The following is a 15,418-nucleotide window of genomic DNA, read 5'->3' as shown; positions in this document are numbered from 1 at the left end:
CCCCGTACGCCCCGTACTCACGTCGTACGCGACGACGGCTCCGATGCCGTCGACAGCGGCGCCGCGATGTCCTCCAGCGACCGCCGCTCCGCCTTCACCGCGAACGCCGCCGCCACAAGACCCGCCGCGCACATCAGGCCCGCGCCGATCTGGAAGGCGAGGACCGTGTCGCCGACCACGCCCGACTCGGTCAGGTCGGCGAAGATCAGCGGGCCGCTGATGCCGCCGGCCGCCGTGCCGATCGCGTAGAAGAAGGCGATCGCCATGGCGCGGGTCTCCATCGGGAAGATCTCGGAGACGGTCAGGTACGCGCTGCTCGCGCCCGCCGACGCGAAGAACAGCACCACGCACCAACAGGCCGTCATCGTCTCCGCGTTCAGCGAACCGCGGTCGAAGAGGTAGGCCGTGCCGAAGAGCAGGACACCGGAGAGCAGATACGTCGACGAGATCATGATGCGGCGGCCCACCGTGTCGAAGAGCTTGCCGAGGAAGAGCGGGCCCAGGAAGTTGCCGGCCGCGATCACCGCGAAGTAGTAACCCGTCCTGCCCGACGGGACGTCGAAGAACTTGGTGAGGATCGCGCCGAAGCCGAACGTGATCGCGTTGTACAGGAACGCCTGGCCGATGAAGAGCGACAGGCCGAGGATCGCCCGCTTCGGGTAGTCGCGGAAGACCGTCTTGGCGATCAGCCCGAAGCCGATGCTCTTGCGCTGGTGGATGGTGATCTCGTGCTCCGGCGGCGGCAGCCGCTCGCCCTTCTCCTCCTCGATCTCCCGCTCCACCGACGAGACCAGGCCCTCCGCCTCCTCGCCGCGCCCGTGGATGAACTGCCACCGCGGGCTCTCCGGCACGTGCCGGCGTACGAGCAGGATCACCAGGCCGAGGACGACGCCGAGGGCGAAGGTGAGCCGCCAGCCGAGGTCCTTGGGGAAGATGTCCGTGTTGAGCATGAGGACGGAGAGCAGCGAGCCGCCGATCGCGCCCAGCCAGTAGCTGCCGTTGATGATCAGGTCGACGCGGCCGCGGTACTTGGACGGGATGAGCTCGTCGATGGCCGAGTTGATGGCCGCGTACTCGCCTCCGATGCCGAAGCCGGTCAGGAAGCGGAAGAGGAAGAACCACCAGGCGTCGAAGGAGAGCGCGGTCATGGCGGTCGCGCACAGGTAGACCGCGAGGGTGACCATGAAGAGCTTCTTGCGGCCGAACTTGTCGGTGAGCCAGCCGAAGAACAGCGCGCCGACGCAGGCGCCCGCCACGTAGAGGGCCGCCGCGACGCCGGTGATCTGGGCGGAGCTGATCGCCAGGCCGCTGCCGTCCTCGGAGAGCCGGCTCGCGATGTTGCCGACGGTGGTGACCTCGAGGCCGTCCAGGATCCAGACGGTGCCGAGGCCGATGACGATCATCCAGTGCCAGCGGGACCAGGGCAGCCGGTCCAGGCGGGCGGGCACGGCCGTGGTGACGGTCGACGTGTCGTGGGCTGCGGTCATGGCACCTCCCGGGAGCCCCGTGGCGCTTCCCCAGGGGCTCCTCCAGAGTGCCCGGCAATCGCGGTCTCACGCGCGGCGGGAGGGCCGTACAGCCGTCGTACGGGTCCCGCGCGGCGGTCGTACGGGTCCCGCGCGGCGGTCGTACGGGTCCCGCGCGGCGGTCGTACGTCCCGGGCGGGAATCCCGGGCCCGCCGCCGTACGGGAGGCGCGCCCGGCCCCCCGCGCGCCTCCCACCGCCCCCGTACGCCCGCTACGCCCCCAGCAGCCGCGACACCGTGTAGATCGCCAGCCCGGCCAGGGAGCCGACCACCGTGCCGTTGATGCGGATGAACTGCAGGTCACGGCCGATGTGCGCCTCGATCTTCTTCGAGGTGTGCTCCGCGTCCCAGCCCGCCACCGTGTCCGTGATGAGCGAGGTGATCTCGGTGCGGTACGTCGTGACCACGTACACCGCCGCGCCCTCCACCCAGCCGTCGACCTTCCGCTGCAGCCTGCCGTCCGTCGCCATCCGCGCGCCCAGCGACAGGAGCGAGGCCCGCACGCGCAGCCGCAGCTCGCTGCGCTCGTCCTCGGCGGCGGCCACGATCATCGCGCGCACCGACGACCAGGCCGACGCGATCAGGTCCTGCACCTCGCCGCGCGCCAGGATCTCCCGCTTGAGGCGCTCCACGCGCGCGCGGGTGTCCGAGTCGGACTGCAGGTCCGCCGCGAAGTCGGCGAGGAAGCGGTCGACGGCGCCGCGCGCCGGGTGGCCCGGCATGTCCCGCATCTCGGTGACGAAGCGGAGCAGCTCCTTGTAGACGCGCTCGCCGACCCGTTTGTCGACGAACCGCGGGGTCCAGCCGGGCGCGCCGCCCTGCACCGCGTCCATCACCGAGTCGCCGTGCTCGACCAGCCAGTCGTGGGCGCGGACGCAGACCAGGTCGACGACCCGCTTGTGGCCGCCGTCCGCGACGACCTTCTCCAGCATCTTGCCCATGCCGGGGGCGATCTCCTGGGCGTCGGCGCGGCGCGTGATGGCCTCGCCGACGACGGCCTGCACGTCGGAGTCGCGCAGCACGGTGAGGGCGCCGCGCAGCGCCGTGGCGAGTTCGGCGGTGACCCGGTCGGCGTGCGCGGGGTCGGCGAGCCAGGTGCCGAGGCGGCCACCGATGCCCACCGCGTGCAGACGGCCCCGTACGACGTCGGCGGAGAGGAAGTTCTCCCCCACGAAGTCGCCGAGCGAGGCTCCCAGTTGGTCCTTCTTGTGCGGGATGATCGCGGTGTGCGGGATGGGCAGGCCGAGCGGGTGGCGGAAGAGCGCCGTCACCGCGAACCAGTCGGCGAGCGCGCCGACCATGCCGGCCTCGGCGGCCGCCGCCACGTACCCCGCCCAGGCGCCCGCGCCGGAGTGCTGCGCCCATTTCGCCAGTACGTAGACGACGGCGACCAGGACGAGCAGTCCCGTCGCCGTGGCCTTCATGCGGCGCACGCCGCGCCGCTTCTCCTCGTCTGCGGGGCTGTAGGTGAGGCCGCCGGGGGTGGAGACAGGGGTGGAGGCGGGGGCAGGATCGGGGGACGGTGCGGCCGGGCCGCCGGCCGGGGGATCCGTTGCTCCGAACGGGTCATCGCTTGAGCGGCCGCCCGCGCGGGCATGCTCTCCCCCGGACCCCGCCGCCCGATCCGTCCGGGCAGCTCTCGCCGCCCTCTCGCCCGGTCCGCCCGCGTCCTCCCCGTCCGGTTCAGCAGGTTGCTCCGCGTCTGTGCGTCTCACTCACTCCACCTGGCCCGTTCGCGTCGTACCCGTCCGCGTGGTTTCCTCGCCGTGCCACCTCTCGTGTCCCGATTGTCCCCACGCCATGTGTTCTACGCCCCTTCCTGACCGACTCCTGGAACGGACGACAAGTTCCCGGCGTCTCACAGGACGGAGGGGGGCAGTGTCGGCCGCCTCACGGCCCATGCCGCATCATGGGGTGATCACACCGGAGCCTCGGGGCTCCCCCTGCCCGAGGAGAAAGAGCCCGCATGACCAAGCGACACGGTTATGCCCTTCTCGCCGCGGTCATCGCGGTCATAGTGGTGATTTCCGCCGCCATATACGTCGGCGTCGCCGGTACCGACGACGGCTCGCAGGACTCCATCAGCGCCGGTGGGCGCTCCCCCCGCAACTCCGCCGCGCCCGCCTCGTCCGGCGCCTGGGTCGGCTCCTGGTCCGCGTCCCCCGCCGGGGCCGAACCGGGCACGGAGCAGAAGGGGTTCGCCGGCCGCTCGATCCGCAACGTCGTGCACACCAGCGTCGGCGGCACCAGCGCCCGCATCACCCTGTCGAACCTGTACGGCACGACGCCGCTCAGCATCACGCACGCCTCGATCGCGCTCGCCTCCGCGTCGAACAACCCGGCCGCGGCTGCGGGCACGCTGCGCCGGCTGACCTTCGACGGCAACACCTCGGTGGTGATCCCGCCGGGGCAGCAGGTGCTGAGCGACGCGGCCCGGCTGCGCGTCCCGCACGACCAGGACCTGCTCGTCACCACGTACTCGCCGACCCCGTCGGGCCCGGTCACCTACCACCCGCACGCCCGCCAGATCAGTTACGTCGCCGACGGTGACCGCACCGAGGACCAGCTGGGCGACGCGTACACCGAGCAGAGCCCGTACTGGCGCTATCTGTCCGCGGTGGACGTGCTCAGCAACGAGACCGACGGCACGGTCGTCGTCTTCGGCGACTCCATCACCGACGGCATCTCCTCCACGATGGGCGCCAACCGCCGCTGGACCGACGTCCTCGCCGACCGGCTGCGCGACGAGCCGGGCGCGCCGCGCTACGGCGTCGTGAACCAGGGCATCAGCGGCAACCGCATCCTCTCCGACGGGCGCGGGAACCCCGCGGTCAACCCGAGCGGGCTCTCCCGCTTCGACCGGGACGTACTGAACCGCACGGGCGTCAAGGCGGTCGTGATCGCGCTCGGCGTCAACGACATCCTGCGCAACCCGCACCAGAACGATCCCGACCGCATCGTCGAGGGGCTCCAGGAGCTGACGCGGCAGGCGCATACGCGCGGGCTGCGGGTCGTCGGGGCGACGCTCATGCCGTTCGGCGGGCACCGTGGGTACGAGCCCGCCCTGGAGGGCGTGCGGCAGGCGGTGAACGAGCGGATCCGCTCCGGGCGGGTCTTCGACGAGTTCGTGGACTTCGACCGGGCGTTGCGGGATCCGTACGACTTGCGGCGTCTTCGGGGGCAGTTCGACTCGGGGGATCATCTGCATCCGTCCGATGCGGGGTTCCGGCGGATGGCTGAGGCGTTCAATCTTTCTCAGCTCAAGGGGTCGGCGGCCGCCCAGCTTTGACCTTGCCGGGGGGCGGGGTGCTTTGTCTGCGGGGGTGTGGGGGCTTGTCGCGCAGTTCCCCGCGCCCCTTCAGGTCAGACTCCGGCTCGCCGCTCGTGCACCACACGTCACCCGTGGCTCGGTTTTTTGCGCAGTTCCCCGCGCCCCTAAAAGCCTTTCCCGCGCCGCCACCCGTGGCTCGGTTTGCGCAGTTCCCCGCGCCCCTACAAGCCTTCGCCGCGCCCCTGAGACATCTCCCCCGGCGCCTTGAAGGCTGGCCCGCTCAGGTCAGTTTTTTGCGGAGGCGGTCCGCTCTGCGGCGTTTTCTGTCCACGCCTACTCCGCCCATCAGGGCGAAGCCCTTGACCACCACGCGTGGGGAGCCCGGTGTGCCCTCGCCCGTGGCCTTGTCGTCGAAGCCGCCCATCAGGCCGAAGCCCTTGACCACCACCGTCATGTCCGGCGGGACCGTCACATGCAGGCCACCCATGATCGTGAAGCAGCGGATCTCGACGTCCCGCTCCGCGAACCGCGCCTCGCGCAGGTCGATCTCGCCGCCGCCCCACAGCGCGAAACCGGTGAACTGCCGGCCCACCACCCAGCCGCCCTTGCGGTTGAAGCCGCTCCACACGGCGACGCCGAACGTGGACGAGGGCTCGCCGGTCACCAGCCGTTCGTTCCAGTCGATGGCGGCGGGGTCGTCGCTGGCCCCGCTCTTCACCACCGACACCTTGGCGCCGTGCGCGGGCAGGTCGCGGGTGAGCGGGGCCAGCTCCCCGTACGTACGGGCCTTGTACGTCGCGTCGAGGCGTTCCTCGAACTCCGACATGTCGAGGCGGCCCTCGGCCAGCGCGTCACGCAGTTGTTCGGCGACCCGCTCGCGGTCGGCGTCCGAGGCCCGCAGGTCGGGGAGTTCGTCACTCATACCGGCAGCCTACGAGGTCGGCTTCTCCGCGTACATCTTCGCGATGACCGCCTCGATGTCGGGCTCCCTGACCGAGAGGTCGGCCAGCGGGTAGCGGGCCGCGACCCGCGCGACGAGCGGAGCCGCCGAGTCCGCGGCGGGGAAGGCGAGCCACTGGCGCGGCCCCTCCACCTTCACCACCCGCGCCGACTCGATCTCGATGGGCGGGAGTTCACGTTCCAGGTCGACGACGAGGGTGCGCTCGCTCTCGCCCACCTCGTGCAGGCCCGCCAGCGGACCGTCGTACATCAGCCGCCCGTGGTCGATGACCATCACCCGCTCGCAGAGCTGCTCGATGTCGGTCAGGTCGTGCGTGGTGAGCAGGACCGTCGTGCCGGACTCCGCGTTCAGGTCGCGCAGGAACCCGCGCACCTTCGCCTTGCTGATCACGTCGAGGCCGATCGTCGGCTCGTCCAGGTAGAGCACCTCCGGATCGTGCAGGAGCGCCGCCGCGATGTCGCCGCGCATCCGCTGGCCGAGCGAGAGCTGACGTACCGGCACGTCCAACAGGGCGCCCAGTTCGAGGAGTTCGACGCACCGGTCGAGGTTCTCGGCGTACCGGGCGTCGGGGATCCGGTACATCCGGTGCATCAGGCGGTACGAGTCGATCAGCGGCAGGTCCCACCAGAGCGTGGTGCGCTGGCCGAAGACGACGCCGATGCGCCGGGCGAGACGGCCGCGCTCGCGGGAGGGGTCGATGCCGGCGACCCGCAGCCGGCCGCCGCTGGGCGTGAGGATGCCCGTCAGCATCTTGATCGTCGTCGACTTGCCCGCGCCGTTGGGCCCGATGTAGCCGACCATCTCCCCGCGCGGCACGGTGAAGGAGATCCCGTCGACGGCCCGCACCTGGTGCCGCTCGCGCCGCAGGAAGCCGGTCTTCCTGCGTACGTCGAAGACCTTCTCCACGCCGTCGAGTTCGATGAGGGGGGTGTCGTCCACGACTGTTCAGCTCCCGGTGCTGCGGTACGAGCGGAGGCCGGCGCGCCAGGCGAGTCCGGCGAGGGCGAGACATCCGGCGGCCACCGGCGGCGGCGCGAACGCCACCCAGACCGGCAGGTCGAGCGGGTAGGGCCGGCCCAGCACGTACAGCGCGGGCAGCCAGTTGACGAAGGCGAGCGGCAGGACGAAGGTGACGCCGCGCACCAGGTCCTTGGCGAAGACGGTCGGCGGATACTGCAACAGGGTGGTGCCGCCGTACGTGAAGGCGTTCTGCACCTCCGCCGCGTCCTGCGCCACGAACTGGAAGGCGCCGCCCATCACGAACACGGCGGCGAAGATCGCGGTGCCGCTCAGCAGCATCATCGGCACCATCAGGACCTTCAGCACGCTCCAGTCGACGTCCAGGACCACGAGCGCGTACGTGAGGACCGCCGCGCCCTGAGTGAGGCGGCCGACGCGGTGCAGGCCGAAGCGGTCGGCGGCGACCTGGGCGATGACCGGGGCGGGCCGCACCAGGAGCGTGTCGAGCGTGCCGTCGCGCACCCGCCGGCCCAGCCGGTCCATGGATCCCATGGAGAGGTCGGCGAGCCCGAAAGCGGTGCACGAGACGCCGTACAGGAAGGCGATCTCGGACAGTCCGTAGCCGCCGAGCCGGTCGACCTGGGAGAACATCAGCAGGATCGCCACGAAGTCGAACGCGGTCACCGCGAAGTTGCCGAACGCGGTCAGCGCGAAGGAGACCCGGTAGGCCATGAGGGAGCGGATCCACATGGCGGAGATCAGCCGGTAGGCGCGCAGCCCCTCGTGCACCTGTCGCAGGTCAGCCACCCTGCACCACCACCCGGCGGGTGGCCGCGGCCTGCACCAGACGACCGGCCGCGAGCAGCACCGCCGCCCAGCCGAGCTGGAAGGCGTACGTGCCGAGGAGCCCCGTACCGGTGGTGTGGCCGAGGAACACGTCGGCGGGCCGCTGCAGCAGCGCCGACCAGGGCAGCGCGCGGGCGATCTCGCCGAGCGCGCCGGGGAAGACGTTCAGCGGCAGCAGCATCCCGGAGAAGAAGGTGCCCGCGAGCATCGACACCTGCAGGGTGCCCGCCCCGTCCATGAGCCAGAACGCGGAGAGCGCCACCAGATAGCGGATCGCGAAGCCGACCAGCGCGCCGAGCGCGACGGCCAGCAGGAACGCCAGCCAGCGCAGCACGTCCGACGGCGCGGTCAGATCGAAGACGAGGGCGCCGAAGGCCATCGGCACCGCACCGCGTCCGAGCAGTTGGAAGCCGCCGCGGCCCAGGTCGGCGGCGAGCCACCACAGCTGCAGGTCGGCGGGCCGGTACAGGTCGACGGCGATGTCCCCGGTGCGGATCCGCTCGATCAGCTCGCCCTCGAAGCCGCCGCCCATCAGCGCCATCGCCGTGAGCAGGCCCTGGCCGAGCCAGACGTAGGTGAGCGCCTGGGACTGGTCGTAGCCGCCGAGCCCCGGACGCTCGTCCCACAGGGCCACATAGGTGTAGGCGAGAATGAGGCCGAAGACGGAGTTGGTGAAGACGCCGGCGGCGGTCGCGACCCGATACGTGGAGTAGCGGCGGAACCCACCCCCGGCGACGGCCGCGTACAAACGGAACCGTCCTGCGCGCACGTGCATCCCTTTCACCGGGGGCTTCGTCCCGAACCGGGCCAAAGCGCTGGAGCCTAGTGCGATCGGGGCGCCCGTGCCACGCGTTTTCGGCACGGGGGCGCGTGCCTGGTCACGAACGTCTGTGACTGGGTGTGCAATGGGTGGGCACGGGGGGCCATGGGGCGCCATGGGGTGTACGAGGCGTACTGGACGTACGAAGCAGACCGGGAGTTCCGCACAACATGAGCGACGAGCCGCAGCAGCAGAGTCCTGCCGGGCGCCAGGGCTGGGCGCCCAGGGAGCCGCAGGACACGCCCGCCGGGGCGCCGCCGGACACACCCGGGGGCACGGCGGCCGCAGACGGCGGTGCCGGCGCCGCGGGGGACAAGGCCGGTGACGGGGGCGCGGGCACGGGCGGCGGCAGCGGTGACGGTGGCGACGGGGCCGGTCACGGCGCGGAGGGCGCCGACGGCGCCGAGCCCGGCAAGGGCAAGGACAAGAAGCCGAAGCGGCCCAAGCGCAAGGGCTGGCGGCGGATCTTCCCGACCTGGCGCATGGTCCTCGGCGGCTTCATCCTGCTGATCCTGCTGGTCGTGGGCGCCTTCATGGCGGGCTACATGCTGGTCGACATCCCGCCGGCCAACAAGGCGGCCACCAAGCAGAGCAACGTCTACCTCTACTCCGACGGCAGCCAGATCGCCCGCGACGGCGAGGTCAACCGCGAGAAGGTGCCGCTCAAGCAGATCCCGCTCACCGTGCAGCACGCCGTGCTCGCCGCCGAGGACCGCGACTTCTACGGCGAGTCCGCGGTCGACCCGAAGGCGATGATCCGCGCGGCCTGGAACACCGTCACCGGCAAGGGCAAGCAGTCCGGCTCCACGATCACCCAGCAGTACGTGAAGAACTACTACCTGGGCCAGGAGCAGACGGTCAGCCGCAAGGTGAAGGAGTTCTTCATCTCCATCAAGCTGGACCGCGAGGTGAGCAAGGACGACATCCTGGAGGGCTACCTCAACACCAGCTACTTCGGCCGCAACGCGTACGGCATCCAGGCCGCCGCGCAGGCCTACTTCGGCGAGAACGTCCAGGACCTCTCCACCGCCGAGGGCGCCTACCTCGCCACCCTCCTCAACTCCCCCAACGCCTACGACGTCGCCACCCACCCGGAGAACAAGCCGCGTGCGGCGGGCCGCTGGAACTACGTCCTGGACGGCATGGTCAAGGAGGACTGGCTCAGCAAGGGCGAGCGGGCCAAGGCGAAGTTCCCCAAGCCGGACGCGGCCAAGGGCGCGGCGGGCCTCTCCGGCCAGCGCGGCTATGTCGTCAAGGCCGTCGAGGACTACCTCACCGGCAACGACATCATCGACGAGGACACCCTCGCCAAGGGCGGCTACCGCATCACCACGACCCTGGAGAAGGACCGCCAGGACGCCTTCAAGAAGGCCGTCGACGAGCAGGTGATGGACAAGGTCGACAAGGACGCCCGCAAGGCCGACCGCAACGTCCGCGCGGGCGGCGCCTCCATCGACCCGGCGACCGGCAAGGTCGTCGCGATGTACGGCGGCATCGACTACACCAAGCAGTACGTCAACAACGCCACGCGCCGCGACTACCAGGTCGGCTCCACGTTCAAGCCGTTCGTCTTCACCTCCGCCGTGCAGAACGGCTCGGTCACCCAGGACGGCCGCCCCATCACCCCGAACACGGTGTACGACGGCACCAACAAGCGCCCCGTGCAGGGCTGGAGCGGCGGCTCGTACGCCCCCGAGAACGAGGACAACGTCGACTACGGCGACATCAGCGTCCGCACCGCCACCGACAAGTCCGTGAACTCGGTGTACGCGCAGATGGCCGTCGACGTCGGCTCCGACAAGGTCAAGGACACCGCGATCGACCTCGGCGTCCCGAAGGACACCCCCGACCTCAACGCCTCCCCCTCGATCGCGCTCGGCCCCTCCACCGCGAGCGTCCTCGACATGACCGAGGCGTACGCGACGCTGGCCAACCACGGCAAGCACGGCACGTACACCCTCGTCGAGAAGATCACCCGGGACGGCAGGGAGATCGAGCTGCCGGAGCAGAAGACCGAGCAGGCGGTGACCCGCGAGGCCGCCGACACCACCACCTCGATCCTGCAGAGCGTCGTCCAGGGCGGCACCGGCACGGCGGCGCAGGGCGCGGGCCGCCCCGCCGCGGGCAAGACCGGCACCGCCGAGAACGACACGGCGGCCTGGTTCGCCGGCTACACCCCCGAGCTCGCGACGGTGGTCTCGGTGATGGGCCAGAACCCGGAGACCGGGGCCCACACCCCGCTGTACGGGGCGCTCGGCGAGCAGCGCATCAACGGCGGCGCCTACCCGGCGCGCGTCTGGGCGCAGTTCACCAAGGCCGCCCTGGAGGGCAAGCCGGTCAAGGACTTCGACCTGGAGGTGGAGCAGGGCTCCGACGAGTCGGTGCCGCCGACCGACCCGGGCACGGGCGACACCGGCGATCAGGAGACCGGCGGCACCACGGACGGCGGCACCGACAGCGGCGGCGGCCCGGACACCGGCGGCACCACGACGACCGGCGGCCCGGACACCGGCGGCACCGCCGACGGCGGCCAGCAGAACGGCGGCCAGGACGGCGGCCGGACGGGCGGCCAGACAGGTGGCCCCGACGGCGGCGCGAACAACGGCGGCCCCACCACGGACGGCGGCACCGTCGACGGCGGCCCGACCGACGGAGGCGTCCAGGGCGGCCCCACGGACGGCGGCACCGACACCGGGGGCTCCCCTGACGGCGGCACGGACGACGGGGGCGCGCTGGGCGGCATCACGGACGGGTAAGTGGGGGCAGCTGGACGCTGCCGTGCTGCGAGGGCCGCTGGACGCTGCCGTACCGTCCACGACTGGCAGATATATTTCGTAGCTCGATATATGCTCGGGCCATGACCAAACAGAATCCGCCCTTGACGGAGCCGCAGTACTTCATCCTCGCTGCGCTCCTGGACGGCCCGTTGCACGGTTACGGCATCATCAAGGCCGCCGAGCAGGCCACCGACGGGCGGCTCCGGATCGCTGTCGGCACTCTCTACGGCGCGCTGGAGCGGTTGGAGCGGGCCGGTCTTGTGGCCCCCGGCGGCGAAGAGATCGTGGAGGGGCGGGCGCGGCGCTACTACCGCCTCACCGAGGCCGGCACCGAGGCGCTCGGCAAGGAGGCGCTGCGGATGCAGCGGGCGGCGGCCGTCGTCATCGGACGCGCGCGGAATGCCGGAGCGGCCCCGGCATGAAGCGCCTGCTGCTCGCGGCCTATCCCGAGCCCTACCGTTCCCGGCACGGGGAGGAGGTGCTGGCCTGCCTGGCCGATGCGTATCCCGGCCGCTCCTGGCCCCCGCCGCGGGAAGTCGCCGCCCTGATGCGCGCCGGGGTGCAGGCCCGCGCCCGTGCCACCGCCGATGACACCACGCGGCCGTGGTGGCTGGACGGCATCCACATGGCCGCCCTCGTTCTCGCCGCGCTGGCGCTGGTCCCCTACCTGCAGGACGTGTGGCACTGGGCGCTGCACATCGACCCCGGACAGCACGCCATCGCCTTCCGCTTCTCCGGCTGGTACCCGTGGGCCGAAGGTCCCACGCGGATCCGGCTGCTGCCCTACGGGCTGCTCCCGCTGGTCTGCCTGATCGCCCTGCTGCGGGGCAGAGCGTGGATCGCGCTGCCGGCCGCGGCGGCCATGATCTGGGCCGGCGCCACGTCCCAGGGCCGCATCCTCTTCGGCGACGAGGGCAAGGCGGGCCTGGGCTACTACGGTCTCGGCACCCCGATCACGGCCCGTGACCTGGCGCTCTCGGGGGCACTGTGCGCCGCGTGCGCCGTGCTGGCGCTCTGCCGTCCCGGCCGTCTGCGACGCCGCTCGTACCGCTGGCTGGCCCCTCTCGTGCTCGCCCTGTTCGTCGCCGGGAGCCTGCACGTCATCTCCGTCAGTCCGACCTTCCAGCGCGGCCTGTTCGCCCTTGAAGTCGCCGCGCTGATCGCGGCATGGGTGGCGACGGACGCCACCGGCGACCACCGGTGGCTGATCCCCGTCGCAGCGGTCGCGATCATCCGCACGCAGGCGATCGTCGTCCGGCCGGACGCCTTCATGCAGTCCTTCCCGGAACTGGTCGTCCTCATCCTGCTGACCGCACCCCTCCCCGCCCTGGCGTTCACTGCCCAGCGCCGGCAGGGACTGGCACGCACCGAATAGGAGAGCGATGACTCAGCACGATGCTTTGTCCCTGCCCGCACACCGCCCGGGGGCCTCGAAGCAGGCGCCCGAGGCCCCCGCCGACACCGGCCCGTCGCGCACGACACGGCCGTGGACGCCGGCCCTGCTGTACTCCCTGGGGTTCCTGACGGTCTACCTGCTCGCCGTCTGCACCCCGTGGGGGCAACGAGCCGAGAACGCCGTGTTCGGTCTCGGCATACAGGGGGGCGAAGCAGCATGGATCTATCCCCTGTCGGGATCGGCCTACGGCTCGACGCCCCTGCCGCCGCTGGAATTGAGCGCCCAGCCCACCGTGCTGGTGGGCCTGGCCGTCATCGTGGTCCTCACCCTGGTGCGGCGGTGCTGGCGGCAGGGGTGCGCGGCGCTGGGGGTCGCCCTTCTCGCGATCGGAGGCAAGGAGGTGTTCAAATCGACCGTGCCCCGCCCCGATCTGGTGGGCGCGCCCGAGAATCTCCTTGATCAGGGTTTTCCCAGCGGGCACACGGTCATCCCCGCCGCGCTGACCCTCGCCGCCGTCCTCGTGGTCTCCCCCCGCATCCGCCCCTACGTCGCCACGGCCGGTGTGCTGTGGCTCGCCTGCATCGCCGCCGCCACCGCGACCATGGGCGGCCACCGGCCCAGCGAAGTGCTGGGAGCCACCTTGCTCGCCTGTGCCTGCTACGGCCTCGCGACCTGGCTGCTGCCGCCGGCCGCCGCGCCGGGTGCCATGCGGAGCCCTCGTACGCTGCATGTCGTCGCCCTGGCGTCGGCACTGATCGTCGCCGTCGTGTCCGGCACACGGCCCGACACCCTCACCAGGTCCCTGGTCTCCGCGGCGACAGCCTTCCTCTGTGCGGGCCTGGTCTGGTACGCCGCAGTCGGGTGGCCCGCACACGCCGCACGCCGCACACGTCCCGCACGGGACTGACCACACGGCAGGCCTCCCGGCAGGCCTCCCGTGGTCCGGTCACACGGCGCGGGTCAGTCCGTGGTGAAGCTGTGCAGTAGCGCAGCGGGGTAGCGGCTCCCTGCCGAGCCGTGGGGAAGTATCTCGGTGATGCGGGCCAGATCGGCGGCGGAGAGCCGGACATCGAGGGCGTCGGCGTTCTCCTTGAGGCGCTTGGCGCTGCGGGTGCCGGGAATGGGTGCGACGTTCTCGCCCTGGGCGAGCAGCCAGGCCAGCGAGAGTTGGGCGGTGGTGACGCCCAAGGCGTCGGCCAGACTCTTGAGCTGTTCGACGGCGTGCACGTTGTACGTGTGGTTCTCGCCCTGCCAGCGCTCGTCCCAGTTGCGCATGTCATCCGCCGCGTATGCGCCGGCGGGCTTGATCTGGCCCGCGAGGAAACCGCGGCCGAGCGGGGAGTAGGGCACCAGGCCGATGCCGAGTTCCCGCAGCACGGGAAGGATCTTCTCCTCCACCTCCCGCTCGAAGAGCGAGTACTCGTACTGGAGCACGGAGACCGGGGTGACGGCGTGGGCCCGGCGGATGTAGTGGGGGCCGACGTTGCTCAGGCCGAAGTACTTCACCTTGCCCTCGGCGATCAGTTCACCGACCACGCCGGCGACCTCCTCGACCGGGACGGCGGGGTCGGAGATGTGCTGGTAGAAGAGGTCGATGTGGTCGCTCCGCAGGTGACGCAGGCTGTTCTCGGCGACCTTGCGGATGTTCTCCGGGCGGCTGTCGAAGCCGGAGCCCAGCGGCTCGGCCGTCATGTCGAAGCCGAACTTGGTGGCGAGGACCACCTCGTCGCGGAACTCCTCGACCGCCTCGCCCAGGAGGATCTCGTTGCTGCCGGCACCGGAGCCGTACAGCTCGGCGGTGTCGAAGAAGTCGATCCCGAGTTCGTGGGCGCGGCGGATGGTCGCGATGCTCTCGTCCTTGTCCGAGGCGCCGTAGGCCATGGACATGCCCATGATGCCCAGGCCGAGCGCCGAGACGCGCAGACCCTGAGAGCCCAGATTGCGGTGCTGCATGAGTTCACTCCCTCAGTGTGCCGCCGGTTGCGGAGGTCAAACCGAACCGTTCTGTTTGACCATACGGGTCAACCGCCCGCGATGCCAAACCGAACGGTTCGGTGTTTTATTCTTGGAGCCATGTCCCCGTCCCGCGACTCCGGCCAGACCGCAGCGCCCGCAGCCTCCGCCGGTGGCGACACCCGCGAGCGCATCCTTGCCGCCGCCATGGAGGAGTTCGCCCGCCACGGCATCGCCGGCGCCCGCGTGGACCGCGTCGCCAAGCTCGCCAGGACCAGCAAAGAACGCGTCTACGCCTACTTCCGCGGCAAAGAGGCGCTCTATGCCGCCGTGGCCGCACGGGAGTACGTCGTCATCGCCGACGCCACCCAGCTGGACCCGTCCGACCTCCCCGGCTACGCGGGCCGCCTGTTCGACTACTTCGTCGCCCGCCCGGACCACCACCGCCTGATCACCTGGGGCCGCCTCGAACTGCCGGGCACCGCGGCCGTCGCCGACGATCCCACCCAGGCAGCGATCGCCCGCAAGATCGGCCAGCTCCGCGAGGTGCAGCAGGCCGGGCAGCTCGACCCCGCCTGGGACCCGGCCGATGTCCTCGCCCTGGTCAATCAGATCGCCATGACCTGGGCGGCCCAGCCCGAACTCCGCATGGCCGCCGCCGCACACGCCGCGGACCCCACCACCGCCGCCCGCCGCGCAGCGGTGGTGACCGCGGTCGAGCGGCTCTTCCCCCGAGCGCGCTGAGGTCCCCGGGCCGGCGTCCTCAGCCGACGGCACACCCGGACCGACGCCCGCTTGCTCCGAACGCAGTGGCCTAGGGCCTGTCCGGCGGATCTTGTCGCGGGCGCGGGGCCTGCCACGCCGACCTGCGGCGTTGTCGTCGGTTGCCAACGCTCCGCGTTGTCGCC

At 71.3% G+C, this 15,418-nt stretch carries 13 protein-coding genes; 6 read left to right on the top strand and 7 right to left on the bottom strand.

Annotation, left to right across the window (positions count from 1 at the left end; translation table 11 throughout):
- Window positions 1-17 precede the first annotated feature (17 nt).
- Both ACFYO9_RS32960 and ACFYO9_RS32955 read right to left on the bottom strand, forming a co-directional pair.
- Complete coding sequence (locus tag ACFYO9_RS32960; RefSeq protein WP_355816426.1) at window positions 18-1,487, bottom strand: MFS transporter; 1,470 nt, start codon at window positions 1,485-1,487, stop codon at window positions 18-20.
- 251 nt (window positions 1,488-1,738) lie between these two features.
- A complete protein-coding gene (locus tag ACFYO9_RS32955) occupies window positions 1,739-3,241 on the bottom strand; it encodes a DUF445 domain-containing protein (RefSeq protein ID WP_358778576.1) in 1,503 nt (500 codons plus the stop codon).
- A 251-nt stretch (window positions 3,242-3,492) separates the two neighbouring features.
- Between ACFYO9_RS32955 and ACFYO9_RS32950 the strand changes: the two genes are divergently transcribed.
- The gene (locus ACFYO9_RS32950) at window positions 3,493-4,815 is read left to right on the top strand and encodes an SGNH/GDSL hydrolase family protein (protein WP_358778575.1); all 1,323 of its coding nucleotides are present in this window, start codon (window positions 3,493-3,495) and stop codon (window positions 4,813-4,815) included.
- Between the two features lie 262 nt (window positions 4,816-5,077).
- Here ACFYO9_RS32950 and ACFYO9_RS32945 read toward each other — a convergent pair whose 3' ends face one another.
- Genes ACFYO9_RS32945 through ACFYO9_RS32930 form a run of 4 tightly spaced genes read right to left on the bottom strand, consistent with a single transcriptional unit; the run spans window position 5,078 to window position 8,339 of the window.
- Window positions 5,078-5,719, bottom strand: coding sequence for a DUF1707 domain-containing protein (locus ACFYO9_RS32945; protein ID WP_358705559.1), 642 nt, complete (start codon window positions 5,717-5,719; stop codon window positions 5,078-5,080).
- Window positions 5,720-5,728: 9 nt separating this feature from the next.
- Window positions 5,729-6,697: an ABC transporter ATP-binding protein gene (locus tag ACFYO9_RS32940; RefSeq protein ID WP_355816414.1), complete on the bottom strand. Its 969-nt coding sequence runs from the start codon at window positions 6,695-6,697 to the stop codon at window positions 5,729-5,731.
- Between the two features lie 6 nt (window positions 6,698-6,703).
- The gene (locus ACFYO9_RS32935; RefSeq protein ID WP_388666818.1) at window positions 6,704-7,468 is read right to left on the bottom strand and encodes an ABC transporter permease; all 765 of its coding nucleotides are present in this window, start codon (window positions 7,466-7,468) and stop codon (window positions 6,704-6,706) included.
- A 49-nt stretch (window positions 7,469-7,517) separates the two neighbouring features.
- Complete coding sequence (locus ACFYO9_RS32930) at window positions 7,518-8,339, bottom strand: ABC-2 family transporter protein (RefSeq protein ID WP_358778573.1); 822 nt, start codon at window positions 8,337-8,339, stop codon at window positions 7,518-7,520.
- Window positions 8,340-8,554: 215 nt separating this feature from the next.
- Between ACFYO9_RS32930 and ACFYO9_RS32925 the strand changes: the two genes are divergently transcribed.
- The 4 genes from ACFYO9_RS32925 to ACFYO9_RS32910 all read left to right on the top strand — a co-directional run bounded on the left by ACFYO9_RS32925 (window position 8,555) and on the right by ACFYO9_RS32910 (window position 13,464).
- A complete protein-coding gene (locus tag ACFYO9_RS32925) occupies window positions 8,555-11,140 on the top strand; it encodes a transglycosylase domain-containing protein (protein WP_388666795.1) in 2,586 nt (861 codons plus the stop codon).
- A 101-nt stretch (window positions 11,141-11,241) separates the two neighbouring features.
- The gene (locus ACFYO9_RS32920; RefSeq protein ID WP_355816409.1) at window positions 11,242-11,583 is read left to right on the top strand and encodes a helix-turn-helix transcriptional regulator; all 342 of its coding nucleotides are present in this window, start codon (window positions 11,242-11,244) and stop codon (window positions 11,581-11,583) included.
- Window positions 11,580-12,536, top strand: a complete 957-nt coding sequence (locus tag ACFYO9_RS32915; protein WP_355816406.1) for a hypothetical protein — start codon at window positions 11,580-11,582, stop codon at window positions 12,534-12,536. Before ACFYO9_RS32920 ends, ACFYO9_RS32915 begins: the two co-directional genes overlap by 4 nt.
- 7 nt (window positions 12,537-12,543) lie before the next feature.
- Window positions 12,544-13,464: a phosphatase PAP2 family protein gene (locus ACFYO9_RS32910; protein ID WP_358778572.1), complete on the top strand. Its 921-nt coding sequence runs from the start codon at window positions 12,544-12,546 to the stop codon at window positions 13,462-13,464.
- 53 nt (window positions 13,465-13,517) lie between these two features.
- Here ACFYO9_RS32910 and ACFYO9_RS32905 read toward each other — a convergent pair whose 3' ends face one another.
- Window positions 13,518-14,510, bottom strand: coding sequence for an aldo/keto reductase (locus ACFYO9_RS32905; protein WP_358778571.1), 993 nt, complete (start codon window positions 14,508-14,510; stop codon window positions 13,518-13,520).
- A 120-nt stretch (window positions 14,511-14,630) separates the two neighbouring features.
- Here ACFYO9_RS32905 and ACFYO9_RS32900 point away from each other — a divergent pair, with 120 nt between their 5' ends.
- Entirely contained in the window at window positions 14,631-15,254 is a 624-nt protein-coding gene (locus ACFYO9_RS32900; protein WP_358778570.1) for a TetR family transcriptional regulator, read from the top strand.
- Window positions 15,255-15,418: the final 164 nt, after the last annotated feature.

Source organism: Streptomyces sp. NPDC005863, from assembly GCF_042871345.1.
Taxonomy (GTDB): Bacteria; Actinomycetota; Actinomycetes; order Streptomycetales; family Streptomycetaceae; genus Streptomyces.
The sequence above is the reverse complement of the archived record's forward strand: the minus strand, read 5'-3'. Positions and strand labels throughout refer to the sequence as shown.